This is a genomic window from Acinetobacter sp. YH12205 (genome assembly GCF_013418125.1).
Classification (GTDB): Bacteria; Pseudomonadota; Gammaproteobacteria; order Pseudomonadales; family Moraxellaceae; genus Acinetobacter; species Acinetobacter towneri.
The window spans coordinates 259,552-283,842 of record NZ_VPCQ01000004.1 but is presented as its reverse complement, the minus strand read 5'-3'; the positions used below and the strand labels follow the sequence as shown (position 1 = coordinate 283,842).

Genomic DNA, 24,291 nt, shown 5'->3' with positions numbered 1-24,291 from the left:
AATCATATAGTATAAATCATCATTTCTATTTTTGTTTGATTATGAGTAGACACGACTCCTCTCTTTCTAAAGAACAGTACAATTTACTAAAATCTTTTAAAAAGCAAATCACTCAGCCTCATACTTCAAGTATTGCCAAGCCGTCTGAACCCAAAGTTCAGACGCCTGAGCAACAACAGGAAGATGATCTCGCTTTGTTTCGTCAGCAAATGCAAGGCGTTCAAAAAATGGACGCAGGCAATATTGCAAAAATCGAACACACTGCCAAGAAAAAACCAGATGCCCAAACGCTGGCCAAACGTGCAGCAGCCATAGGCCCTATGGAAACCGATGATACCTTGCTGTCCGATACGCAAGCCATGCTTAACCCTGTGGGCAGCCAAGCTTCGCTGAGCTATCGCATTGCAACTTTGCAACATAAAGTCTTTGAAGATTTAAAAGCAGGCAACTTACGCTGGTTTGAAGCTGTTGATTTGCACGGTTGTACGGTAGAAGAAGCGCGGGTAGCCGTTTTGCAAATCATTCAAATGGCTAAAGATGAAAACCAGAACGTGATTAAAATTGTGCATGGCAAAGGCCCTGAAGCCATTTTAAAAACTTATGTAAATGGCTGGCTGCGTCAGCATCGTGATGTTTTGGCTTTTGTGAGTGCGCCTGAAAAACAAGGTGGCACTGGTGCAGTTTTAGTGTTGCTTAAACGCAGCGAAAAGAACCCAAAGTTTAAACAGTAATCGGTTTCATCTTTTAAACAAGGCATTGCAATAGTTTTCTGTTACAATGCCGACCTTGTTCAATATCAGTGTAAGTGAACACGTCTTATGTCTATGCAGCAATCCTACGCAAACATCCTAACCGCCGTTGGTGAAGATCTTAATCGTCCAGGTCTAAAAGATACGCCGATGCGTGCTGCTAAAGCTTTTTCGTATTTAACTTCGGGCTATAGCCAAACCTTAGCCGAAGTGACCAATAATGCCGTATTTCCATCCGACAACCGTGAAATGGTCTTGGTGAAAAATATTGAGTTCTACTCACTGTGTGAACATCATTTATTGCCATTTTATGGTCGCGTGCATATCGCCTATTTACCTGAAGGTAATGTTTTAGGCTTGTCTAAATTTGCCCGTATTACCGAAATGTTTGCACGTCGTTTGCAAATTCAGGAAAATCTGACTCAGCAAATTGCGGAAGCTGTGGCTGAAGTGACCAAAGCACGTGGTGTGGCAGTAGTAATTGATTCAGCTCATATGTGTATGATGATGCGTGGTGTAGGTAAGCAGGAATCGACCACTCGAACTGTTTCTTTTGTGGGCGATTTTAAAACCGATAAAGAAGCCCGCCGTGAATTTTTAAGTGCGGTGCCTGAGAGTTTTTAAATTGTGGCTAAGTTCCTCAATCAAATAAAAAATCCCGAAATTTATGTTCGGGATTTTTGGGTTTTAGATTAAAAAATTAGCTTGATACATCTTCAGATTCAACCTACAGACACATTGTTGCGTCCATTATTTTTTGCTATATACAAGGCTTTATCCACTTCTTCAAAAAAACGTTGATAGTCTGGATGCCCATCATATTCATGCACACCTATACTAATGGTAAAGTTAAATTCTTCACCTGTTGATGTTTTTAATGTGGCTTTTTCGACACGTTTACGAATATTTTCAGCGACTACCAAGGCACGATCAATGGTGGTATCAATCTGTAACAGTAAAAATTCTTCGCCGCCAATTCGGAAGGCATAGTCACTGCCTTTTGCATATTGCAAAATCACATCAGCTAAAAACTGTAATGCATCATCTCCTGCTGCATGTCCATAACGGTCATTGATTGATTTAAAATGATCGGCATCTATCGCCAACAATGTTAAAGGCGAATTATTTTTTCGTGAAAAATTAATTTCACGGGACACGATGGTATTTAAATAACGGCGGTTGAGCAGTTGAGTTAAGGCATCATTGCCTGAACTGATATATTCAGACACCTGAAAAATTTGATCGACTAAATGCAAAATTTCACGATTCTTGGCACGAATGGATTGAATCATTTCAATTGCCTGTGCCTGACTTTCACATTGACCAATTTTCTGAATTAATTCATCCACCTGATAAATAAATTCAGTAATAGTTTGTACTTGTTCCGAACTTGAAAATGCATAAGCCGCTTTATGAATAAACCATAAACCAAATTCTGTTTTAGATAAAATCGGTTGCGTCATTTTGGTGTGATCGGACACCACCTGAAACATCAGTTCATTTTCCCAATCCAGCAAAGTTCCGCGTTGTCGATCTTTGTGCACGGCAACATCTTGCATGGCAGAAAATAAGCGATAGGTATGTTTCATATCATTATGTACTTCGACCTTCATTTCATAAGATCGGCACATAATTTCTGTGGCAAAGCATAAAATTTGGCTTAAATAATTAAACTGATTTAAGTTGCTATTGGCTTCTGTTGCAAAAAACTCAAAAGCCTTTTTTATAATAACGCGCACACCACGAATAATCAGCCAAGATGGAATTTGTACACGTGCATGCACATCGCCCACTTTAAATTGCTTTTCTACAATCTCGTTATAATTGTGTTGAAACGGAACTTCAAAACTGGAAATTAGCCACTGATATAAAGAGTTTTTTAAGCGGTTTTTCACCATCTCTGCAGACAAAAATTCTGTCGCATGTTCTTCAAGCAACATTTGCTGATAGAACTCGATCACAAAATCTTCTGCATGTGCTTGAATAAACTGGAATGTCGCTTGCAAATCTTCTGGCTTAAATTGCTCGCAAATTGACTTCCATTGCTCTGCAAGCTCATGCGTACACTCTTGATACATCCACAACAACCCAGCCAAAAGAAACTGCTAAATTTTAACGGGTTTCACCAGCAACTCAACTTGTTTAGCTGGTTTTTTACAATTCAGTATAAATTCAACAGCTCTTTAAAAAAAATGCACATAGCCTAAACTGGTCTTGTTCCAGTCCTGTTTGTCCTGTTGTTGATATTCCCAACCTAATCGCAACACATGCTGCGGGTTGAGTACATATTGCAACTGGCTGTTCAGCTTAAATTGCCATTGGTGACGATCTTCCCAATACGGTAATTCAAGCTGAACCAAACTATTCATGCGTGCTGACCAGATATTTTGACAACCCAGTGTTGGGCCAATTCCAACACGCCAGCCTTTGTCTAAAGCCTTACCCGCTTGCACATGATTTTGAATTTGCACATAACACAAATGTTCACGCGCTTGATTAGCCACGCTATAACCAAACTGTGTTTTTAAACTTAAAACACCATGCTGTTCCGTTTCGCTAAAAGCCCCGTGCGAATTCAGGGCTTCTTGCTGCCAACCCAAATTAAAGCCCCAACTAAGTGGTGTTTTAAATGCGGTCATTGGGTTATAAGAGTTCACCGAGAGTAAATCTAACTGATTCAGTTTTAAGCGGTCTTCACGATATTGCACAGAAGCTTCTAAAAAGTTGAGTTGCGTCCCTGTACGAAAACCACCTTGCGGATCAAGTAAGTCATGGTAAGCCTGTCGATGACTCAACTCTACAAAATGCTCGCCTTGCACCTCGCCAGTACGCACAGCAAAGCTTCGTGCATGATGCCCCTGCACAGGATCGACCTGAGGGCGTGCGACATCCTGACGTTGTTTTTCTAAATTGATCTGACTTCTTAAACTTAAAATTTGTCTCAGTCGCGGTTGTGCAATTTTGGCTTCAATTTTGCGTCCAATCAGTTTCAGATACAAATCGTCATAAGCCATTTCCAGAATTTTAGCTTGATCGATTTGGCTGTAATTTTGCAAAATTGCCGCCACATTTTCAGGTTCTGCTTCGGCCACTTGATGGGCAGTTTTTGCCAAAGTTGTACCATGTTGTCTGGCTTGCGCCAATAACTGAGTTTCCAAAGCAGGACGATAGACAACATCTGCCACTAAATTTTCCTGCTCTACAGCTTTTAGTGTTTCAATTGGAATAGATGCGACTTTAAACTGCTGCTGTAAATTTAGCTCAGGACGCACCAAATCCATTAAGCCCAATAAGCGATAGGCACAATTGTCACTGATAAAATAATACGGAAATTGCACATGCTTCATTTCCCAAATGTGCTGCACCAAAAATGTGGTTTCCTGCTCATTCAGTGCCAGTTCGTACTCCCACAAATCTCGGCTTTCTAAATCACCATATTCTTTTACTTTGCGGTAATACGGCATCAGTGAATATTCACCTGGATATTGCCCTGTAAGTCCTTTCCATGCATAAGACCAATCTTCGCTGCCCGTTACCGTTGCTGCATAATTGACAGCATAGGAAATTAAATTCAGCTGTTTTTGATCTTTTGGGTCTAAGCGCAATAAAGTATGCCCAAACATAGAACTTGGATTGCCCATAAAGTCTGTGGCATAAATCAGCACTGCTTTATAAGGTTTAATTTGTCCAATCCATTCGTCCAATTCAGGACATTGCACCTGTGCCAAATCTTGTTGAGGAATTTGTAATTGTTCAATTAACCAGCGGCTACGTGCAGGAAATTTGCACTGCACCGATTGATTGGCAGGCGCTGTTTCAAATAATGCCTGCACATTGCGAAGTAACTCTTGGTTTAAATTGCTTCCGCCTTGTTCCGACACAAAATAGCCTGCATATTGCACTTTACTTTTGCCTTGCTGCGCATACATTAAACGCTGCCAAGTCACCTGTTCTGCCAAGTGTAGGTCTTTGGCTTTTTGCACATAATGTGCGGAAGATATTGCTAATTTATTTGTATTTTGTACTGTAGAAGTGGCTGTAAGTGGCTGAATCTGTATTGGAGATATTTCAGGAGATAACGCAAAAACCGTAGGAGATAAAAAAACTAAACTACTTAAAATAATGGATTTCATGGACATTTTATAAATTTTATATACATATTCAGGCTTAAACGTATTCTTGTGCTATAAAAAAGCCCTGCGAATAATGCAGGGCTTTTATTCAAACTTAAACGTATGCTTTTAAAACGTCATCATTCGCCATCACGTTCTGTAAAGATGCCAATACTTCTAAAGAAGTCTGGTTTTCTGCAGAATAAATAGATGCAAAGTTTTGCTTAGAAACCGCAAAGAAATGTGCTTTATCTTCTGCTTTAATGCTTAATAATTCAGCCAATACGTTCAAGCTTTCGCCTTCACCAACTGCCATATCGCGTGCCAATGTTTCAGCATTTTCATTGGTAAATGTCACAACTTGTGCAGTTACTGTACCTGTACCGCTACAACCTAAAGTACCAAATGTGATACCAAACAATTGGTTTGCAAAAATACCGTTTGTAGTTGCTGCTAAAATTTTTGCAACTTTGCCAGACTGACCTGCCCAAACTTGAGAACCGATACCACAACCTGCATCACGGTCTGCAAATGCTGCTGTAGAACCCAATGCCAAGACAGCAGCCAATGCTAATTTTTTAATCATCACCTTACTCCAGAGATTTATTATTCGAAAAATTATGCTTCGAATCATTATTATTGCTTTGTGTAACATTTATTACACCGCTTTAAGATAGCGAGATGTAGCTGAGAACGCAAAACATTTATACCAAAGTCATGCATTATTTTTGTGCATTTTTGTAGCGATGATTGATTTTATCTTCAAATTTGGGTTTAAGTTTAAAGATAGATTCTGTATGTTCGAGGTCGTATTTAGATTTAGTGCTGCTGATTTTCAGCTTTCAGTCTCCACTGACCTTGGGCATCGCGATAACCCAAAATTTTCATGACCAAAACCAGACTCAGTAAAAGCAATAAATACCAAGAACCGAGTTTTCCCCAGCCGACCATGTGCCATGCATCGACCTGACTTGGATACAACCATATTTGATAAAAGGTGCTAATATTTTCTGCCACCCAAATAATAAAAGCCAAAAGCAGCAATACAGGCAACATCGGTAGTTGTAATTGAGACCGTTGTAATTGAAAACGAATTTTGGTTTTCCAGAAAATCACAACGCTCCACGCAAACAAGCCATAACGAATATCGGGGATAAAAAACTTGCTCATGAAGTTGATATACGACAACACCGCCAATGCCATCATATTGCCAAAAGTCGGCAAATTCCGTAAAGATACCCGATACAAACGCAAAGAACGCGCAAAGAAACTGCCAACTGCAGAATACATAAAGCCTGCAAATAGCGGTACAGTCATAATTTTAAAGACAGCAGGTTGAGGATATTGCCAAGATGCAATTTGTGGATGGGTTAAAAAAATTTCCATAATCATCGCCAAAATGTGAAACAAAGCAATGACTTTGGCTTCTGCCCAAGATTCTAGTTTTAAATATAAAAGACAAACTTGAATGATTAAGGCATAGAATAATAAATAGTCGTAACGGAAAAATCCGAAATATTCCTGGCTACCCATTGATGCAGTGAGTGCAAATGCAATCAGCAATAAAATTCCAAATAAGGCAGCCGAAGCTGCCTTAGTCGAAAACTCAAGTCCTGACTTTAACCATGTTATCCACATGATCTGACAACCTGACCGAAGCTGAAATTACTCTGATACATCTAAAAATGATCCATCTATATCATTACGTGATTATAGATATTTGGCACTGTATTCATGAACCGTGTCGATAAATACTTTAGGACGTTCAGGATCTACCCATTGGGTAATACCGTGACCTAAGTTAGCCACATAACCTGTTTTTTCACCATTGGCATAGGCATCATCTAGCATCGCACGTGTCGCTTTGGCAATTGCTTCAGGTGAACCATATAAAGTCGCTGGATCTAAGTTACCTTGCAATGCGGCTCGACCATTCACCGTTTGACGTGCGACATTTAACGGTGTTGTCCAGTCCAGACCAAAAGCATCTGCACCTGTTGCAATCATTGGCTCAAGCCATTGACCGCCACCTTTGGTAAATAAAATAACAGGGATTTTACGTCCATCTTTTTCACGTTGCAGACCTGACACAATTTTCTGCATATAGTGGAGTGAAAATTCAAGATATTCACGATGGGCCAATGCACCGCCCCAACTGTCAAAAATTTGTACTGCCTGTGCACCTGCATCAATTTGTGCATTTAAGTATTCGGTCACTGCATCGGCCAGACAGTCTAATAGTGCATGTAAAACTTCAGGCTGTGCGTACATCATGTTTTTGGTGAAACGGAAATCTTTGCTTGAACCACCTTCAACCATATACGTTGCCAAAGTCCATGGACTACCTGAAAAACCAATTAAAGGCACTTGTCCGCCCAAAGCAGAACGAATGGTCGATACTGCATTCATGACATAGTCTAAGTCTGACTTGGCATTAAATTTAGGTAAATTGGCAACGTCTTGCTCGGTACGCACCGTTTTATGAAACTTTGGCCCTTCGCCTACTTCAAAATACAGACCTAAGCCTAATGCATCGGGTACAGTTAAAATATCTGAAAATAAAATCGCAGCATCTAATTCATAACGACGCAAAGGCTGTAAAGTCACTTCACAGGCAAATTCAGTATTTTTGCATAGAGAAAGAAAATCTCCTGCCTGCGCACGTGTAGCACGATATTCTGGTAAATAACGTCCTGCCTGACGCATCATCCATACGGGCGTGCAATCTACTGGCTCACGTAATAAGGCACGAAGAAAACGATCATTTTTTAAGGTCGTCATTTACTTTCCCAACTCATTTTCAATCTTGCAGCCATCATATCAAAAAGGTTGAAGTTTTAATAACTTCATTTCTTGCTCGTCTTTTCAGCCTATTCTAAGTGTTCAAATTCAGCTTACGTTTATGTGAAATACATCACACAAACAAAAGTCACTGTAAAATTGGGGTTATCTTGCATATTTACACAAAACAACTACTGCATCTCCTTAGTTTTTCTGCAATACTTGGCTAGTTTTTATCTATGTAAATGAATAATTCTCAAGGTTGAATTACATGTTGGTTCGCACAATACTCGCAATGAGTTTAAGTTGCATTTTTGCAGGGACTACTTTTGCTGCATCTACTGCTGAACAACCGTTAAATCCACAAGTGATTAGCAATACCGCTATTGAAGATCCGATTGATCCTTTAGCGACAGAAGCATCGGCTGCACAAAATAATCTAAATGCAACAGACACTGCTATTACGCAACAAGAACAAAATGATTTAAATAAGGCTTCAAAAACCTTAGATGATCTACACAAAACTGAAGATACCACTGCCGATGTAGGCACTGCACCAACCAAAAGCTCTGCAAGCCAAACTGCTACATCCAACACAGCAGCACCAAAAGCTTCATGGACTTTAGATGGTTTAAATAATGCCACTTGGTATGAAAATATTGGTAAAGGTCAGTTCCCTGTGTATGCACGTGCACACGTGATGCTGAACAATTCACATGCTTCTCCAGGTGCAATTGATGGCACTAGTGGTAAGAACACCCTAAAAGCAATTGCATCATTCCAGCAAATGAATGGCATTAGCCCAACGGGTATTTTAACCAAAGAAACTTGGGATGCGTTGGTTGCACGTCAAGGTTCACGTCCTGCATTTGTAGAATACACGGTTACTGAAGCGGACTTAAAAGGTCCTTATGCGAAATCTATTCCGCATGACTATGCAGAACAAGCCAAAATGAAAGGCTTGTACTACACCCGCGTAAGTGAAATGTTAGGTGAAAAATTCCACATGGATGAAAATTTCTTAAAGAAATTAAATCCGAATGCAACATTTAATAAAGTGGGTGAAAAGTTATTGGTGACCAACGTTCGCAATGACTTACCTGAAGACATTCACCTGATTGTGGCGCACAAAGGTGCAAAACAACTGTATTTGTTCAACAAACAAAACCAAATGGTCGGCTCATTCCCAGCAACCATTGGCAGTGCAGATACTCCATCGCCAACAGGTACTTATAAAGTGACAGGTGTTGCACCAAACCCATGGTACAGCTATTCACCAAGTAACTTTATTCAGGGCAAAAACTTAAAACCGCTGTCTTTACCACCAGGCCCTAACGGCCCTGTGGGGAATATCTGGATTGGTTTAAGTAAAAAATCATTCGGTATTCACGGCACACCAAACCCATCGACCATTTCAAAAACGGCGTCGCATGGTTGTATCCGTTTAACCAACTGGGATGCAAACGATTTAGGTCGTAAAGTACATTCTGGCGTGACTGTAAAATTCCTTGAATAATCAGTGATCGCTTTAAACCGCAAAAGACCCACGTTTTTACGTGGGTTTTTTAATGCCGCGATAAAACTCTAAAATGTCTAGGTTCTGCAAAAAATCTACACATGTTGCAATTTTAGAACGGCATGTTGCAGTTCGCCTCTAGGTCGGCTGCGGTGAAAAGATTAAGATTAGTTCAAGTTAAAAAAATGATAGGAGCATTATCATGAATGCTTATTTACACCGTAGTGAAGATCGTGGTCATATGAAAATGGGGTGGTTAGACACCAAACATAGTTTCTCTTTTGGTAATTGGTATAACCCGAAATATATGGGTGTTAGTGCCTTACGTGTCATTAACGATGACCGTATTGCCGCACATAATGGTTTTGGTACTCACCCACACGACAACATGGAAATTTTGACTTGTGTATTAAGTGGTACGATTTCCCACCGCGACAGCATGGGCAATGAACGCCATATTACTGCAGGTGAATGGCAGTTAATGAGCGCAGGTACAGGCGTTCAGCACAGCGAAATTAACAATGGTGATGAAGAAGTACACATGCTGCAAATTTGGATTCAGCCGAATGTACGCGATGCAGAGCCGACGTATCAGCAAATTCAACGTGACCCAAATACAGCACCCAACCAGTGGCATTTAATTGTCGGCCCGAATGACAATGCCCCAATGCACATTCGTCAACAGGCAGAAGTAAAAGCAGCTGTTTTAGAAACTGGACATCGTTTAGAAGTTACAGCAACACAAGCGGTAAACTATGTGCATGTAATTCGTGGTGAAATCACCATTGGCGAGCAAACAGTTAAAGCGGGCGATGCTTTGTTATTTGCTGATAATGCTGTGATTGAAGCAAAAGAAGACAGCCAGTTCATTTGGTTTGATTTACCAAAACAGTAAGTCCTGACTGTCACCTTATTATGATTGAGCATCTTTAATTTTTTGAGTTACCCTCTTGCCCTCTTCTACAGAGGGCTTTTTTATGGCTGAAATTGCATGATTCATTTTTTAAACACAGTTTTTGTCACGTTAATGACTTTACGCTGTTGTCTGCAAATACGCAGCAATTTGCTCTGCCACATTCCGTGCGGTTCGGGAAACACCAATTAAAGTTGCCGAGGCTGCGCCTGTCCAATCGCCATAACCAACCAACCATAAATTTTGCTGTTGTAACGCTCGATTTTCTAACACATCGACTGTGCCTTGTGCATTAACCACATTCAAACTTTGTAAATGCGACAATGCTGCCTTAAAACCTGTGCACCAAATAATGGCATCAATTTCCTGTTCGCGCCCATCTGCCCAAACTGCACTATGTTCGGTTAAATAGTCAAATGGCGGCAGACCATGTAATACATCACGTTGCCGTGCTTCTTTGACACTTGGAATCATCACAATATCGCCCAAACCACCGATCGGTTGTTCAATACTGCGACCTTCCTGCTGGGCTTTTAAGCGCTCCGTGGCACGTAAAAATAAAACCCGTCCATCTACATCATCGGCTAAAAAACTTGGCGGTTGCTGTGTAACCCAAAAAGTTTCGGCCACTTTAGACACTTCTGCCAAAATTTGTGCGCCTGAGTTACCCCCGCCGACAATCATGACTCTTTTGCCCTGAAAAGCATTGGCATTGCGGTAATGAGCCGAATGAATTTGTGTGCCTAAAAAGCGTTCGCGTCCTGTATAAGCAGGAATAAAAGGCTGACTCCACGTTCCAGTAGCACTCACAGCGGCTTTGGCTCGCCAGCTTTGCTGTGCCGAACACACAATTAAATCATTGCCTTCCTTCAGGACTTTTTCGACCTGCACAGGACGCAGCACAGGAAATTGATAGCGTGTTTCATACGCTGTTAAATAGTCAATCACTTCTAATCGTTTCGGATATTCCTGTTCGGTTTTTGGCATTAACCAGCCGGACAAAGAACTCCATGTATTTGGAGAGAACAGCTGTAAAGAATCCCACGCATGTTGCCACGCACCGCCCGACTGCGTTTGATTATCCAAGATCAGAAAATTGATTTTTTGCCGTTTTAAAAAGTAAGCCGTGGCCAATGCTGCTTGTCCGCCACCAATAATAATTACATCGGCATCCATTATTTGATTCAAAATGGCTCTCCTGCTCGCAATACGCACCCTGTTGCTATGCCTAATCTTAGCGCATAAGTGCAACACGTGAGAGATTAAAAATTCAGTCCACCAAACTCAACTTATGGAAGCACGTAATTAGAAGCAAGCCATCTTGAAAAATGATGCTGCAAAAAAGCCAAGTCTTTCAACTTGACTTTGTTTTGTAAGATAGCTTGATGTGCAACACTGCAGAATCAGGTTCGGGCTTTAAAAAGCCCAAACCAATTTCAAAGTCGAAGAGTGTCCTTCAGGACGATGTTCCACTTCGGTTTCTTTCAAAAACTTTGCTTCCAAAGACCAATTATCACGTTTGTATTGAATCGCGGGACCAAAAGATAGAGCCTGTCCTTTATTGCCAATACTGACACCATTCACTTCATCATCTGTGGTTTGTTTAAATACATAACCTTCGAGTGCCAATTTGACTTGATCATTCAATTGATAACCGATTGCATAATCTCCAGCGAAATAATCCCCCGACTGATAATTTGTGTCGTCATTTTCACTGTTGAAGCTATAAGACATTTTGGTGGAAAACTCCCAACCTTGCGGCTGCAAATAAGAATACGCAAAGATAGGACGAATGGTGTTGTAGTTCTTACCTAAGTTGGCAACTACAGGACGTTGTGGATTGGCATCTTCATAATCGCCTGTTGCGAGCACACCTTCTAAAGCAGCTACACTGTGATGATTGCCTTTATGCCAACCCAACATGCTGCCAATAATCAAATCGCCCAAACCACTGTTAGAGTCTGACATGCCCATCACATTTAAACGCAAATCGACCAAAGGCTGTGCAGCATATAAACCCAACTGACCGCCTGCAATGTGTTGGGGGGTCATCCATACCAAACGTGGAATATAGACATTCACATCGGCATGGAAATTGTCTGGGCCGTCTTTAAACTCACTGGCATGATAGTTCTGATAGTAGTTGAGTAAGTATACCCCAGCTGGTGGTAAAGCCCCTGCTGCAATGCCTTCTGCGCCTAATCCAAATGTATCTAAACCGTTTTCTGTTGCATTGACGTGTGTCGCCATGACACCCAAAAGCATGAGTGCCCAAATTTTGTTATTCATAGAACATCCTATTCAATAGAAATTTTGATGAAGTCGGCCTGCTGCGCCTGAATCATTCATGCGCGAACAGCCGACTTTTAAGGGCAGCATCAACAAAGAACTTGCTGATGCTGTATTGGCGAACGTGTTAAAACTTTGTGTTTTAAGGTGTGGGATTAAGCACTTGCACGACGACGTTCAACTTCAGTCGATGGTGCATTTGCAGTGTCTTTGACTAATTCAAAGTTAAAGGTGATGTGCTTAAATGGTTTGTCTAAACCACGGCGCTGAATTTCTGCAGCATCGGTCACATCTACCGCTGTTGCAACCAGACCTTCACGGGTCGCAAATGCGAAGTCATCCCACAGGTATTGATCACCTTCAATGTTAAATTGCGTAGTGAGTTTGCGGTAACCTGGTGCAGAAATGAAGTAATGCACGTGAGATGGGCGGTTGCCATGACGACCTAGTTTGTTTAATAAAGCTTGAGTCGTGCCGTCTGGTGGGCAGCCATAACCGACTGGCATGGTCGTTTGCGCCACATATTTACCATTGGCATCACTGAAAATAGTACGGCGTAAGTTAAAGTCAGACTGAGATTTATCAAAGAATGAATAGTTACCTAAACCGTTGGCATGCCAAACTTCGACTTTGGCATTTTCAATGATATTGCCATTGGTGTCAGTGACTGTACCTTCAATAATTAACGTATCTAAATGGTCTGATTCTGAACCATCATCCATACGCGCAAAACCGACTGATTCAGGCGCACCTGCAACATAAAGTGGCCCTTCAATGGTACGTGGTGTACCGCCTGTTACGCCTGCTTTGGCATCGGCTTCATCGGCACGTAAATCTAGATAATGTTCTAAACCCAAACCTGCTGCAAGTAAACCAAGTTCATTGGCTTTGCCTGCATCGGTAATATATTCCAGACCTTTCCACACTTCTGAAGGCTGAATGTCTAAATCTTCAATGGCTTGAAATAAATCTGCCACTAAACGCACCACTATTTGCTGCACACGCTGATCGACAGGGCGTGTAGCGGTGTCTACGTTCATTTCCTTCACTAAAGTATCAATTTGTTGACGGTCCATGTAACTCTCCTTGGCTATTTTGGCTTTGCTGGTTGTCGCATTGCTATTTTGGCTTTTGACACTGCCTTACTGTGTTGATGATGGTGTCAGTGCTGAGCTAAATGCCTCAACACTGACCGACTTCCTTGGAAACTTTTTATCTATTGCAATTCGATAGGCTCAGTACAATATTGCAGCACCTATCCACTTTTAAATATGTGTTAAATATGTTTAAACAATGCTGAACGTGACTGACCACTTGCACCATCGGCAGCACTCAAGAAGCGTTCAGTGTGAATATCACGTTCAAACAAACGGCTTTGCATTAAGGTCGAAATTGCTGCATCAATCATGACTGGTGGGCCGCATAAATAGGCTTTGTGTCCACCGCAACGCTGCTCAAAATAATCGGCAACCGCTTCATGCACATAGCCTGTAAATCCTGTCCAATGGTCTTCTGCTTTAGGTGCATTTAATGCAGGAATGTAGCGGAAGTTTGGATAGTCTTTGACTAACTGCTCAAACAGTTCTCGGTTATATAATTCCGCAACATCACGCGCACCTTGGAATAGGTAAATGGTGCGGGTATCACCCGACTCTAGTAAGTCTAAAATCATAGATTGCGGGCTAGATAAACCTGAACCACCTGCAATAAAAATCGCATCCTGATCATCCGATTTACGTACAAAGAATTGTCCGTATGGCCCTGAAATTTCCAGTGCGTCGCCTGCCGCAAGCTGCTCATGCACATAGGTCGTAGCACTGCCGCCCACAACATGACGAATATGCAATTCAATAATGCCTAGTTCGCTTGGTGCATTGGCAATTGAGAAGGCACGAGTGCCTTCAATACCCGGGAATTGCACGTTAATGTATTGCCCTGCCTGAAACTCCATCGGGCGGTCTAACTGCAAGCGCACACCTTTAATGGTTGGAGATAAGTCCTTCACCTCAAGGACTTTGGCCTGATAATCCTGAACCAAATATCCCAAGAAATCTGGGTCTTCATCAACATCGGCTTCAATGGTCATGTCTGATTCAGGCTTACAGCAGCACGCCAACACTTTGTGTTCTTCACGTTCCAAATCCATCAGCGCGAAAGGTGACGCTTCGCCGACATCATAATAACCATCGGTGACTTGGACTTTACAAGTGCCGCAAGTGCCATGCCCACAAGCAAATGGCAACCACACGCCTTGACGTAACGCGGCATCTAAAATGGTTTGATCTTCTTCAACCTCAATGGTTGCGCCAATTGGCTCAATTGTGACTTGATAGCTCATCTGCGACCTCCTGTCTTGTACTTACTGACTGTGCTTTGCTGTCTTTATTTTGTTGTGATCTTACTGTTTTAAACGTGTGCGCCCTTGTACCCATTCAGTCCTGGGGTCACAAAACGCAGTAGTGATTTTTGATCGAAGCCAATTTCTGCCAAGGTCTGTTCAGGGCGTGGCTGAATTACCTGTTTGTTTAAAGTAAATTGCACTTCATCCCATTTAATGTTTTCAAAGTCAGGATGTTGATGGAAACCCGCCTGCATTTGCTGATCCAAAAATTCCTGAAAGGTTTGCTGCGGCGAAACCAACATGGCGTGTGCAGAACAATATAAAGTGTGATGATCCCAACCCACATACACCAAAATGTTGTCGCCATAGTGTTTTTGTAGGTCGCGTGGTTCAAAGTCGTAATCTGGGCGAATAGCGCGTACTGACATGGTCATTCTCCGTATTGGGGTGGTTTGAGCCGCAAATGACTCAAACCGAAATCCTTTTAAATTTGAATCTTGAAATAACTTAAATTTTAGATATTTACTTTAGATAGTGAATGCGTGTTAAGCCGCATCACCTTTCCATTTTTTCCAGCGTTGCTGGTCTGGTGAACCTTCAATATCCAAGTTATCTGCACCGACATTGAAGCGATAATATTCGCGCAGCATGTTTTCCAAATCTAAGCCACCACAGTTGCCTTGTAGAATTTGGTTCACTGGCAACCATGCCTGCACATATTTTTCAGGTTCACGTTCAAAAATATCGTGACAACCATCTGAACAGGTGTGGTAACGCTCGCCTTTATAAACAGACTCACGATACGTAAACATGGTCGGATCGCCATCCATTTCGGTGAAAGTCATTGGCACTTGGCAAATTTGGCACAATTGCGGTAAGCCTGCGCTGTAGAAACGCTTGCCTTCTGCTTCCATCTTGCGTGCTAACTCCCACTTTGGACGGTAGTATTTGTCAAAGGTGTCTGGATATTTTTCAGATAACCAATCCATTTCCTGATCGGTTGGAATCCAAGTATGGAAACCTGCTGCATGACCGAAGTTATAGAAAATCCACCACGCTTGATGCGACACGTGTTCTTTTTCTTTGGTAATTACTTCTGAATATTTCGGCATACGAATACCGTAACGGCTCAAGTCTTTAAATAACGCACCGCCCGCTTCTTCAAAGTAGGTTTCCCACGCTTCTTTCCACGACATCACTTTGTTTGGCAGCATGTAGTCCATCATCATGCCAACTATAGATAACAGACGAGTCCCACGCCAGAACCACTTATCAATCCATTCCTGTACGATTGGCACGTTATCTTCGTGTTGTTCTAACAAGAATTTCACGATTTCTAGACCTAAAGTCATGTGACGTGCTTCATCGGACTGTGCACTAAAACCAAAGGTGACCGTTGCCATATCGCCATTGTGTGCTGCACCTGACATGAACGGTACGAACAACAAGTTGGTCAATACATATTCAAAGGCAAAGCTAATGGCTAACAAGAACTCAAACGGCCCTGCTGAACGCGCATCTTCAAAGAAAGATTTTGGTACAGACAAGTACCAAACGCGGTCATGCATGTGCGACCAATCCTGAAAACCATCAAAGAATTTGTTGTAATGGCTCATGGCATGAATTTGCGTCTGCACGTGACGTAATTCATCAATCGACTGCATTTGTGATGCGATACGTGCACCTACACCACTGAACTGACGCCCTACATGTGCATAACCTTGGAATGCCTGATATTCAAGCGGAGTTACCGCAGTTAAAAACAGTTTGATGGCATTCAAATAACGCTCATTGGTCACGTTCATTTGACCGTTGTTTTGTGCAAAAGCATCAAAAATGGCGTAAAGTTTTTTCTCTTTTTCTGCCTGATACTTCCAGTAAGCATCCATGGTTAAACGGAATGGATCTTCCCATTTAGACCAGTCTGTAATTTTAATGCCTTCAAATTCTTCGTATGGAAAGGCTTCTTTGCGGTCTGCATAAGAAAAGTCCCAATCCAAGTCACGAGTAAGTGCGCGATAACGGTCTTTGGCATTCAGTTTTTTTGCTGGGGTTTTAACTTGTGAATTCATGCTCATCATCCTTAAATTTTTTAGCGGCAATCTATGCAGCAATATGTTCTGGCGGCACTGTACTCAAATTGGCTCAGTGCACATCCTTATTCCTAGTTCCAGTGCAAACGGAAACTGTCATCATCTTCTTCGACGTTGCCGCCCAACGTAATCATGTTGAGTTGTAAAGACTGAATATCCCAATCTTGTCCAAGTTTTTCAGATACCGTTTCTGCTTTAACAATCAGACCTGTTTCGCTTTCTACCCGAATCATGGCTGGCAGATATTGAATCGTGGCATCTGGGTTGTCTTCTTCAATCGCTTCAATGATGTAGCGCGACGTGTCATTGTCCTGTAATGCGAGATAAACCTTAGACATGCTGCTTCTCCTTAAGCCTGCAAAATTTGTTCGAGTTCGATGCCAATTTTTTTACTGCGTTCCAGCAGTTTTTGTTCTGCAATGTCGACTGCATCTGCAGACAACGCCTCAGCTGCCCACGCTGAAAATGCCGCTTTCACTTCAGGTAAATATTCGGCTAACCACTGGCTCAACAATTGTTTGTTATGTGCAGATTCTGCAGCTGCGGTTTTAAATACGCTGTCTGACCATTTGCGTAAATCTGCCATGGCTTCCTGCATAAATTCCATCAGCATCGCCAAGTCACGTGCTTGATGCTGTGCCAACCATTGATCAAATTGGGTGTAAACCAATTCGCTCATAAAGCTGTCAATCACCAAGTTTTGTAATAAAAACAGTTTGAAATAGTCCTGCTCGATCAAACTGGTTTCACACAACTTGCGCAGTCCTTGCCATGCTTCATCCTGCATCCATGCTTGTTTGGCTGGAATTAAAGATTCGCCCGTGTTGCCATCGAGTGCCAAACCAACCCGTGAGATGTACTGCGCCATCCCTAAACGATCCATCGCAGCATAAATACAGGCTTGGGTCAGCACCGTGCCATAACCATAAGCACTGCCCGACATCATGTGTAAATTGGCAGTCTGTTCGATATGACGAAACGGCAAAAACAAGGCAATCACTTTGGCTTTGACATCTTCAGAAATATGCTCTGCCAACTGACGCTTTTCAAAAAAGCTAAAGTTACTTTCGGCAATGTCCTGCAAACGCGCACGATGCTGCACATAAGTTCCGTAATAAAACTGACGCGGGTCTTTAAATGCGTACCAATCCTGCATTTCAATTGCAGTATGGGTTTTATCATTTAAGGTTTTTTCAGGTTTCCACAGCGGACGATAGTGAAAGTTGGTTTCCGCCTGAATATCAAAACTGACTTCCTGATAACGGGTGGCTGGCTTGTTGCCAAAACGGCGCTCAATATAGGCATAGTTTTGACGAATTGGCTCAATACCCGCTGTTTTAATTTCTAAAGTCATCGCTTATCTCCTTAAGCATTCAGTGTTGATCTTCATGATCAATGTTGTATCGCTGTGCACCGACTAAAGTGTCGTGTTCAATGCCGTAACGCCATTTGTCTTCTTCAGCATCATTCACGGCTTGCTGTTGTTCGCTCATTTCCACCACTTGATTGGTTGCGCAGAACTCGCGGAATGCTTGCTGCGGTAACACCAACTCCACATATAAAGTGGGATCGTGAATGGCAAAGTCGAACTCGACAAATGCGGCATTAATATCGCCCGTTACCCGAATATATTTGGTTAAGGGCAATGCGCCTGTTGCATCCTTCATATTGTTCTCCTACAAGATCTGATTCATTCAGAACTTGCTTCAGTTGCTTCATGCATCTGTTGCTTACTTTTACTATTACAACAAGCGTGCCAACTTTATAAAAACATTGAAAAACAGCAACTTAAAAAATCTGAGTGTTTTTATAAGAATTTGGATTTCATGATTTGATGAATTTTGATGTTTAAAAAATTTAAGATTTCATGATTTGATGAAATACAGCCCGTACAGATACAAAAATTTACCCTTGGGCTTTATGCAATTCGCTTATGACAAAGACGGAATAAAAACAACAAAAACATATAGATACAACTAAATACCTTTAAGGTTTGGCATGATGCTGTTTAGGTATTATTGAATTTTCACGAATTTGCATAAGATGGCTAAACAGCCTCGAATTTAATGGATTAAACACGGCGCATGGTACGAGTAAAATACGACAGCAGCGGCAAATATGCAGGTCATCCTCAGGAAATTCACGACCTGCTTTCCAAACTACATTTTGACACTGAGCGTGGACAAATCTGGTTTGATGAATATCGCATGTTGCTGATGCATACCAGCATCATGGGCTATTTGCGTAAAGACCTTGCCAATATGATTGGAATGGAACGCACCAAACGCTTTTTTATTCGTTTGGGCTATCAGGCAGGTCTGAAAGATGCAGAAGTCACTACTAAAATGCGCCCAGGTTTAAATGAAGAACAGGCTTTTATGGCAGGGCCGCAAATGCACGGTATTCGTGGCATGGTGCAAGTTTCTGCCAATCAATTGATTTTAAATCAAAAGAAAAAACAGTTTTATGCAGACTTAAACTGGCATAACTCTTTTGAAGCCGATGTGCATGTTGAGCAATTTGGACTGAGTCACGAACCTTCCTGCTGGATGCTGCTGGGCTATGCTTGCGGTTACAGCAGTTTTGCCACAGGCATGACCATTATTTATCAGGAAGTGGAATGTAAAGCCTGCGGGCGTGAGCATTGCCGTATTATTGGTAAACAACTCAGTGAATGGGAAAATGCCGATGAGCTGATTCAGTTCATGTCGCCTGAACCGATGGAACAGGAACTCATTGCACTGCAAGCCGAATTGTATGAACTGAAAAAGTCGATTTATGCCACCAGTAAAAATGACTACAGCATGTTCAGCTCAGTCGGACAATCGGCGGCTTATCAGCGGGTGTGTGACTTACTCAAAAAAGCCGCAGGTGCCAAAGTGTCGATTTTGCTGCAAGGTGAAACAGGGGTCGGAAAAGAAGCCTTTGCCCGTGGTGTGCATGAACTGAGTCAGCGTAAAGAACATGCTTTTGTTGCGGTCAACTGCGCGGCAATTCCACCTGAACTGATTGAATCTGAACTGTTTGGTGTTGAAAAAGGTGCATTTACAGGTGCACATCAATCACGCTTAGGTAAATTTGAACGCGCCCATGGCGGTACTATTTTTTTAGATGAAGTGATTGAACTTTCGCCACGCGCTCAAGCGGCTTTGCTGCGTGTGCTACAAGAAGGTGAAGTGGAACGCGTTGGAGATTCGCAAACCCGTCATATTGATGTTCGCGTGATTGCTGCAACCAATGAAGATTTAGAACAAGCGGTTAAAGCAGGTCGTTTCCGTGCCGATTTATATTACCGTTTAAACATTTTTCCTGTGCAGATTCCACCGCTGCGTGAACGCCGTGAAGATTTACCATTATTGGTTGCACATTTCTTAAAACGCTTTGAAAAAATGTATGACAAACAAATTCAAGGCGTCAGTGAAAAAGCCACTAACTTTATGCAAAGCTATGCGTGGCCTGGCAATATTCGTGAACTGGAAAACCTGCTCGAACGTGCGGTACTACTGACGGAAGATCAACAACTGATTAAACTGAATGCCCTGTTTCCGCAAATGCACAGCGACCATACTGTAGATGAGCAAGACAGCGTAGATTTAGACACGCTTTTAACCGAAGGTTTTGATTTAGAACAGCATGAGCAACAACTGATTATCACCGCGATGCAAAAAGCCAAACACAATGTATCTGAAGCGGCACGCTTATTGGGAATTTCCCGCGCTGCACTGGATTATCGTTTAAAAAAAATACGCCATGCGCTAGAAATTCCGCAATAAAAAAGCCCTGTTTTTCAACAAGGCTTTTGCATTTCAAGCAGCCGAATTACCAGCTCAGTGTCTGAGTGCCTGGACGGAAAATTGCTTCACCCATAGCATCTGGATTGGCATATTTCAGACCTTTCATTAAGTCACCTTCAACAACACCGTACTGCTCCATACACATTTTGCAGATATACACATCACCACCTTTGGCGATAATACTTTTCAGCATGTTCTGATGCTCTGCATATTTATGTTCAAAGCGGTTAGATGCCAACATTACGCCTTGATCGACCAAATAAATCGTCAGTGGATGACCTTTGCCAAATTGGTTATTGCTCATGCCAATTGCCATTTTGGTGCGGTGCGCATCACTGCTGGTAAGCAAGACAAAAAGTGGATCTTTTTTGCTCTCTGCCATTGCTGGAGATAGACTGGCAAAGGTCAGCAAAACCGATAAACATAACAACTGAATCAATTTCATGGCAGAACTCACACTCAATTTAAATCTGGTCAAAATATTAGCATAATAAATATACTATATTTAAATAATAAATTAAGACGATAGTCTGTATGCAATAAAGCCAAGCACTAAACTTTTTCAAAAATCAAAAATTGATCACTGTAAAATGACCCCAGCATCAACAATCACAATTCAATACGTCCAAAAAACAAAGCGCCACCGAAAACGGCAGCGCCAAGCATGTATTTAAGAGCAATCTTTTCTAGTAGAAATGAAGGGTTAAGCCGCTAAATTTTTCTTGAGTTCATCTTCTACAATACCAATTTCCAACTCACTGAAACGACGGATTTCCCCTTCTGCATGTTTTTCCAACATGCCGCCAATCAATGGCACTTTAACCTTAATTGTCCAGTTTAATTGAATATCAATTTTTTCATGGTTGCCTGTCACACTACGCTCGCCTTTAGCTTCTAAAGGCAAGTTTGCACCAAGCTCCACGGTAGAAGTAAGCGCCGTTAAATGGGTCACATCATTGCGTTTTAAACGAAATGCATCTTTTAATAATTTTTTAGCCATATCTGGAATATTCACATCTAAATTATAAGCACGGCGTAAAGTGTAAATATCACCGTTCTTTTTAGATTCTAAAATTTCCAAATTTTCACCAGGAATACGCTTGCAGACTGCTTCATGCAAAGCAACATCTGCCACTAAACGCTTAAATTCGTCAATTGAAACGCCATGAATGGTGGCGTTTACAGTAAATTGATGAGCCATTTGAGTTCCTTTTATTTTGTTTATTGATGGAGTAGGTCTAGCATCATCGTGCAATATAATTTGGCTGATGCTCAACGGGTATAAGTTGTTTTATATCCTAAATACAACTTTATTTTCAGGCTATTAAAGTGTTTTTTCCGCCTGCTGTCATTGACTCTATTTTGTCTATTCTGTGTGAATGATGCCAAATTCAGCGGCATAGGTTTCATGGCTATAAATAGTTAAATAATGCCCATAAAATTCAATTTTGGCATAAAAATGTTCTGCGCCATCATCTAGTCCTGTGGAACACCATGTCGTCCCTTTGGGGAAATCATCTAACCACTGGGCTTGGTAAAAATCTGCAATCGAATCAAACTGTAAATAACGCTCAGGATACGCTAAAATATCCAATGCCAATAAATCAAATTGTTTAAGCTGCGCCTGTTTAAAATCAATTAAATTGCTCATCGCTACACGCCATCACACCGCAGAATGTGCCGCATGTTGTTGTCGGATTTTATGCCATTCACGCCAGCCCAAATAAGCAAGAACCACAAAACCTGCATATAACACAGCCGTTAACAGCAACTCTTTGTAAATAAACATGCCGATATACACCAGATCGACCACAATCCATAACACCCATGTAGCCAAGTATTTACGACTGGTCCAGTAGGTTGCCAATAGACTCATAGCTGCCAGTTGTGCATCCAATAAAGGCAGTGAAGCCTGCGTCCACCACTTTAAACTTAGCCCAAACAGTAAACCCAGTATGCTACTCAGTGCAATTTGCAGCCACATTTTAGAGAGTGGCAAGCTTTGAACGATGATATGTTGTTTTTGCTGCTGTGCAGTTTTCCACTGGAAAAAACCATAAACAGCCATGCCCATAAATAGGGTTTGTAATACCGTTTCGCCATACAATTGATATTCAAAGAACAAATAGGCATACAGCAAACAGGCAATAAAATTCACCACCCAGCAAGCTATATGTCGCTTAATGGTTAAGGTCACGCCTAAAACACTAATCAACACAGCAATGATTTCTAAAACTGACATTGATGCTGCCTATGTAAAAGAAAAAGGCATGATACCTCTTTTCGGGAAAATAGCGCAAAACTCAACATTTAACCAAACACTTAACTGACAAGAAGATGCTGCAATTAATTTTCAAGAAACCTCTGTAAAATCATAAACAGAAAATCAGGCATGAAAATCAATCTGTTTGAAACTGCTCTGAATTATTGTATTTATGCTCTTGCCCAAAGCGGTCTACATGGGTAATAAAAACTCCGTATTTGCCGACAAAATATTCAAGGGATTGCTCGTAAAAACTCCAGTAAATTGACCACTCCCCCAAGTCTAACTGACGAATTTGCGTATGTGCTTTGGCAGGCATTTTATTCAGCACTTCTTGTTGAATAGTTTCGGCATCTTCAGGGTCACGACTAGATACTTTTAAGCTTAAAAATATTTCTGCGATATCATCAAATAATTGCTGTTCGTATTCGGCAACTTCTTCCACCACCTCTTCTACAGGGCGCGGTGCTTTGTGGATAATCGGGTCTTGGACAATATTGGCAATATCTTGACAGCTTTGCTGAAAAGTACGATTAATTTTTATTTTGAACCAGACTTTCCAGACTGCATATACGGCAATCAACAACAAAATCCATAACAATAGTTTTGCCATCTTGGTCTTCGCTCTTATTTCAGGCGTTTCAATAAAGTATAACCATTTCAGGGCTTAGCGTCTATTCGCTGCTGCACGCTTCAACGCTTATGCTTTAACAGATGATTCCATCCATGCATCGCTAAAAAGTGCAATGCTCAATTACACAATGATACCGATTGCCTTAAAAATAGGACTTGTGCTGCAGTATAACGCAGTAAAACACAACAATTTTCTGCTATTTCTTTAAACACTTTTCGCTTCCAATAGAGCCTTGTTTTTATCTATCACCCTAAGCCTAGATGATTAGAGCTGCACAAATTCAAGATGTCGCCAATTTGGTTGCGGTATTACACGCCAGTATTCGCTCTTGTATTCAAGATCATCAACGCAATGAAGCCAAAATTCAGGCATGGCTAGAAAATAAAAGCTATGAAAATATTTTAATGCTGCTGCATTACAACAATTGTTGGGTCTATGTCTTACAGCATGTGGTGGTTGGCTTTATTATGATGAGTGATCGCGGGCAAATTTTACAACATGCCATTGCCCCCGAAGTACAACAACGCGGTATTGGTCAAGCCTTGTTATTTGAAGCAATAAGCGATTTAAAGCGCAAAAATGTATCGCACATGAGTGTATTTAGCACACAGACTGCTTTAAGTTTTTATGAAAAAAATGGCTTTGAAATACAACCTCAAAAAATTAGCTATGGGCACTTCACACCCATGCTCAAACATCTCAATGGCGAACCCTTAGAGCACACTTAAAAAACAAACTTTCCAATATAGTGAACGCACATAAAAAAACCGCTTTCAGGTGAAAGCGGTTTTTTGGGGATGTGGATT

Annotated in this window: 25 protein-coding genes; 6 read left to right on the top strand and 19 right to left on the bottom strand. The window is 41.5% G+C overall.

All coding sequences use genetic code 11. The features are described from left to right. Positions 1-41 precede the first annotated feature (41 nt). Together FTU92_RS07470 and folE are read left to right on the top strand one after the other, a co-directional pair. The gene (locus FTU92_RS07470) at positions 42-731 is read left to right on the top strand and encodes a Smr/MutS family protein (protein ID WP_178318577.1); all 690 of its coding nucleotides are present in this window, start codon (positions 42-44) and stop codon (positions 729-731) included. A gap of 93 nt (positions 732-824) precedes the next feature. After that, the gene (folE, locus tag FTU92_RS07465) at positions 825-1,373 is read left to right on the top strand and encodes a GTP cyclohydrolase I FolE (RefSeq protein WP_171062567.1); all 549 of its coding nucleotides are present in this window, start codon (positions 825-827) and stop codon (positions 1,371-1,373) included. A gap of 98 nt (positions 1,374-1,471) precedes the next feature. On the opposite strand, the gene FTU92_RS07460 is transcribed toward folE, so the two are convergent. The 5 genes from FTU92_RS07460 to hemE form a co-directional block, all read right to left on the bottom strand. Then, a complete protein-coding gene (locus FTU92_RS07460; protein ID WP_180096013.1) occupies positions 1,472-2,827 on the bottom strand; it encodes a diguanylate cyclase in 1,356 nt (451 codons plus the stop codon). Positions 2,828-2,932: 105 nt separating this feature from the next. Beyond that, positions 2,933-4,882 carry a DUF4105 domain-containing protein gene (locus FTU92_RS07455; RefSeq protein WP_180051623.1) on the bottom strand — a complete coding sequence of 650 codons (1,950 nt, stop codon included), beginning with the start codon at positions 4,880-4,882 and terminating at the stop codon, positions 2,933-2,935. A gap of 94 nt (positions 4,883-4,976) precedes the next feature. After that, positions 4,977-5,447 carry a DUF3015 family protein gene (locus FTU92_RS07450; RefSeq protein ID WP_180096011.1) on the bottom strand — a complete coding sequence of 157 codons (471 nt, stop codon included), beginning with the start codon at positions 5,445-5,447 and terminating at the stop codon, positions 4,977-4,979. Between the two features lie 233 nt (positions 5,448-5,680). After that, entirely contained in the window at positions 5,681-6,499 is an 819-nt protein-coding gene (locus tag FTU92_RS07445) for a DUF817 family protein (RefSeq protein ID WP_180096009.1), read from the bottom strand. A 72-nt stretch (positions 6,500-6,571) separates the two neighbouring features. Beyond that, positions 6,572-7,642, bottom strand: a complete 1,071-nt coding sequence (gene hemE, locus FTU92_RS07440; protein WP_180096007.1) for a uroporphyrinogen decarboxylase — start codon at positions 7,640-7,642, stop codon at positions 6,572-6,574. A 271-nt stretch (positions 7,643-7,913) separates the two neighbouring features. On the opposite strand from hemE, the gene FTU92_RS07435 reads away from it, so the two are divergent. Both FTU92_RS07435 and FTU92_RS07430 read left to right on the top strand, forming a co-directional pair. After that, positions 7,914-9,158: a L,D-transpeptidase family protein gene (locus tag FTU92_RS07435; RefSeq protein WP_180096005.1), complete on the top strand. Its 1,245-nt coding sequence runs from the start codon at positions 7,914-7,916 to the stop codon at positions 9,156-9,158. A 202-nt stretch (positions 9,159-9,360) separates the two neighbouring features. Further along, on the top strand, positions 9,361-10,053 hold the full coding sequence (locus FTU92_RS07430; RefSeq protein WP_180096003.1) for a pirin family protein: 693 nt from the start codon (positions 9,361-9,363) through the stop codon (positions 10,051-10,053). Positions 10,054-10,191: 138 nt separating this feature from the next. On the opposite strand, the gene FTU92_RS07425 is transcribed toward FTU92_RS07430, so the two are convergent. From FTU92_RS07425 to FTU92_RS07385, 9 genes are all read right to left on the bottom strand, one after another. Next, a complete protein-coding gene (locus tag FTU92_RS07425) occupies positions 10,192-11,247 on the bottom strand; it encodes an ArsO family NAD(P)H-dependent flavin-containing monooxygenase (RefSeq protein ID WP_373424807.1) in 1,056 nt (351 codons plus the stop codon). Between the two features lie 240 nt (positions 11,248-11,487). Further along, entirely contained in the window at positions 11,488-12,360 is an 873-nt protein-coding gene (locus FTU92_RS07420) for a transporter (protein WP_004971953.1), read from the bottom strand. Positions 12,361-12,515: 155 nt separating this feature from the next. After that, positions 12,516-13,436 carry a catechol 1,2-dioxygenase gene (gene catA, locus FTU92_RS07415; protein ID WP_004971957.1) on the bottom strand — a complete coding sequence of 307 codons (921 nt, stop codon included), beginning with the start codon at positions 13,434-13,436 and terminating at the stop codon, positions 12,516-12,518. A gap of 200 nt (positions 13,437-13,636) precedes the next feature. Continuing rightward, the gene (locus tag FTU92_RS07410) at positions 13,637-14,698 is read right to left on the bottom strand and encodes an NADH:ubiquinone reductase (Na(+)-transporting) subunit F (protein ID WP_131261602.1); all 1,062 of its coding nucleotides are present in this window, start codon (positions 14,696-14,698) and stop codon (positions 13,637-13,639) included. 68 nt (positions 14,699-14,766) lie between these two features. Beyond that, entirely contained in the window at positions 14,767-15,129 is a 363-nt protein-coding gene (locus FTU92_RS07405; protein ID WP_104853300.1) for a phenol hydroxylase subunit P4, read from the bottom strand. 117 nt (positions 15,130-15,246) lie between these two features. Continuing rightward, positions 15,247-16,773, bottom strand: a complete 1,527-nt coding sequence (locus FTU92_RS07400) for an aromatic/alkene/methane monooxygenase hydroxylase/oxygenase subunit alpha (protein ID WP_004971966.1) — start codon at positions 16,771-16,773, stop codon at positions 15,247-15,249. A 92-nt stretch (positions 16,774-16,865) separates the two neighbouring features. Beyond that, on the bottom strand, positions 16,866-17,132 hold the full coding sequence (locus tag FTU92_RS07395) for an MmoB/DmpM family protein (protein WP_004971969.1): 267 nt from the start codon (positions 17,130-17,132) through the stop codon (positions 16,866-16,868). Positions 17,133-17,143: 11 nt separating this feature from the next. Next, the gene (locus tag FTU92_RS07390; protein WP_131261603.1) at positions 17,144-18,148 is read right to left on the bottom strand and encodes an aromatic/alkene monooxygenase hydroxylase subunit beta; all 1,005 of its coding nucleotides are present in this window, start codon (positions 18,146-18,148) and stop codon (positions 17,144-17,146) included. 19 nt (positions 18,149-18,167) lie between these two features. Next, positions 18,168-18,461 (bottom strand): phenol hydroxylase subunit, encoded by a 294-nt coding sequence (locus tag FTU92_RS07385; protein ID WP_004971972.1) that lies wholly within the window; start codon positions 18,459-18,461, stop codon positions 18,168-18,170. A gap of 417 nt (positions 18,462-18,878) precedes the next feature. On the opposite strand from FTU92_RS07385, the gene mobR reads away from it, so the two are divergent. Beyond that, on the top strand, positions 18,879-20,567 hold the full coding sequence (mobR, locus tag FTU92_RS07380) for a phenol degradation transcriptional regulator MobR (RefSeq protein ID WP_179991127.1): 1,689 nt from the start codon (positions 18,879-18,881) through the stop codon (positions 20,565-20,567). A 46-nt stretch (positions 20,568-20,613) separates the two neighbouring features. On the opposite strand, the gene FTU92_RS07375 is transcribed toward mobR, so the two are convergent. From FTU92_RS07375 to FTU92_RS07355, 5 genes are all read right to left on the bottom strand, one after another. Further along, positions 20,614-21,033, bottom strand: coding sequence for a DsrE family protein (locus tag FTU92_RS07375; protein WP_004971976.1), 420 nt, complete (start codon positions 21,031-21,033; stop codon positions 20,614-20,616). Positions 21,034-21,291: 258 nt separating this feature from the next. Then, positions 21,292-21,789 carry a DUF2505 family protein gene (locus FTU92_RS07370; RefSeq protein WP_004971978.1) on the bottom strand — a complete coding sequence of 166 codons (498 nt, stop codon included), beginning with the start codon at positions 21,787-21,789 and terminating at the stop codon, positions 21,292-21,294. Between the two features lie 165 nt (positions 21,790-21,954). After that, positions 21,955-22,239 (bottom strand): hypothetical protein, encoded by a 285-nt coding sequence (locus tag FTU92_RS07365; RefSeq protein WP_096900962.1) that lies wholly within the window; start codon positions 22,237-22,239, stop codon positions 21,955-21,957. 12 nt (positions 22,240-22,251) lie between these two features. Beyond that, positions 22,252-22,830: a nicotinamide riboside transporter PnuC gene (pnuC, locus tag FTU92_RS07360; protein WP_180096001.1), complete on the bottom strand. Its 579-nt coding sequence runs from the start codon at positions 22,828-22,830 to the stop codon at positions 22,252-22,254. Between the two features lie 157 nt (positions 22,831-22,987). After that, complete coding sequence (locus tag FTU92_RS07355; protein WP_136143791.1) at positions 22,988-23,464, bottom strand: hypothetical protein; 477 nt, start codon at positions 23,462-23,464, stop codon at positions 22,988-22,990. Positions 23,465-23,745: 281 nt separating this feature from the next. On the opposite strand from FTU92_RS07355, the gene FTU92_RS07350 reads away from it, so the two are divergent. Then, a complete protein-coding gene (locus tag FTU92_RS07350; RefSeq protein ID WP_131261606.1) occupies positions 23,746-24,213 on the top strand; it encodes a GNAT family N-acetyltransferase in 468 nt (155 codons plus the stop codon). Positions 24,214-24,291 lie beyond the last annotated feature (78 nt).

Coding starts and splice junctions, on each gene's coding strand:
- FTU92_RS07425 (WP_373424807.1), bottom strand. CDS start 11,247: ATGGATGCCGATGTAATTATTATTGGTGGCGGACAAGCAGCATTGGCC.
- FTU92_RS07355 (WP_136143791.1), bottom strand. CDS start 23,464: ATGGCAAAACTATTGTTATGGATTTTGTTGTTGATTGCCGTATATGCA.
- FTU92_RS07385 (WP_004971972.1), bottom strand. CDS start 18,461: ATGAAGGATGCAACAGGCGCATTGCCCTTAACCAAATATATTCGGGTA.
- pnuC (WP_180096001.1), bottom strand. CDS start 22,830: ATGTCAGTTTTAGAAATCATTGCTGTGTTGATTAGTGTTTTAGGCGTG.
- FTU92_RS07350 (WP_131261606.1), top strand. CDS start 23,746: ATGATTAGAGCTGCACAAATTCAAGATGTCGCCAATTTGGTTGCGGTA.
- FTU92_RS07420 (WP_004971953.1), bottom strand. CDS start 12,360: ATGAATAACAAAATTTGGGCACTCATGCTTTTGGGTGTCATGGCGACA.
- FTU92_RS07370 (WP_004971978.1), bottom strand. CDS start 21,789: ATGGCTCATCAATTTACTGTAAACGCCACCATTCATGGCGTTTCAATT.
- mobR (WP_179991127.1), top strand. CDS start 18,879: ATGGTACGAGTAAAATACGACAGCAGCGGCAAATATGCAGGTCATCCT.
- FTU92_RS07365 (WP_096900962.1), bottom strand. CDS start 22,239: ATGAGCAATTTAATTGATTTTAAACAGGCGCAGCTTAAACAATTTGAT.
- FTU92_RS07450 (WP_180096011.1), bottom strand. CDS start 5,447: ATGATTAAAAAATTAGCATTGGCTGCTGTCTTGGCATTGGGTTCTACA.
- FTU92_RS07435 (WP_180096005.1), top strand. CDS start 7,914: ATGTTGGTTCGCACAATACTCGCAATGAGTTTAAGTTGCATTTTTGCA.
- FTU92_RS07470 (WP_178318577.1), top strand. CDS start 42: ATGAGTAGACACGACTCCTCTCTTTCTAAAGAACAGTACAATTTACTA.
- FTU92_RS07460 (WP_180096013.1), bottom strand. CDS start 2,827: ATGTATCAAGAGTGTACGCATGAGCTTGCAGAGCAATGGAAGTCAATT.
- FTU92_RS07375 (WP_004971976.1), bottom strand. CDS start 21,033: ATGAAATTGATTCAGTTGTTATGTTTATCGGTTTTGCTGACCTTTGCC.
- FTU92_RS07395 (WP_004971969.1), bottom strand. CDS start 17,132: ATGTCTAAGGTTTATCTCGCATTACAGGACAATGACACGTCGCGCTAC.
- FTU92_RS07445 (WP_180096009.1), bottom strand. CDS start 6,499: ATGTGGATAACATGGTTAAAGTCAGGACTTGAGTTTTCGACTAAGGCA.
- folE (WP_171062567.1), top strand. CDS start 825: ATGCAGCAATCCTACGCAAACATCCTAACCGCCGTTGGTGAAGATCTT.
- FTU92_RS07405 (WP_104853300.1), bottom strand. CDS start 15,129: ATGTCAGTACGCGCTATTCGCCCAGATTACGACTTTGAACCACGCGAC.
- catA (WP_004971957.1), bottom strand. CDS start 13,436: ATGGACCGTCAACAAATTGATACTTTAGTGAAGGAAATGAACGTAGAC.
- FTU92_RS07455 (WP_180051623.1), bottom strand. CDS start 4,882: ATGAAATCCATTATTTTAAGTAGTTTAGTTTTTTTATCTCCTACGGTT.
- FTU92_RS07410 (WP_131261602.1), bottom strand. CDS start 14,698: ATGAGCTATCAAGTCACAATTGAGCCAATTGGCGCAACCATTGAGGTT.
- FTU92_RS07400 (WP_004971966.1), bottom strand. CDS start 16,773: ATGAATTCACAAGTTAAAACCCCAGCAAAAAAACTGAATGCCAAAGAC.
- FTU92_RS07390 (WP_131261603.1), bottom strand. CDS start 18,148: ATGACTTTAGAAATTAAAACAGCGGGTATTGAGCCAATTCGTCAAAAC.
- FTU92_RS07430 (WP_180096003.1), top strand. CDS start 9,361: ATGAATGCTTATTTACACCGTAGTGAAGATCGTGGTCATATGAAAATG.
- hemE (WP_180096007.1), bottom strand. CDS start 7,642: ATGACGACCTTAAAAAATGATCGTTTTCTTCGTGCCTTATTACGTGAG.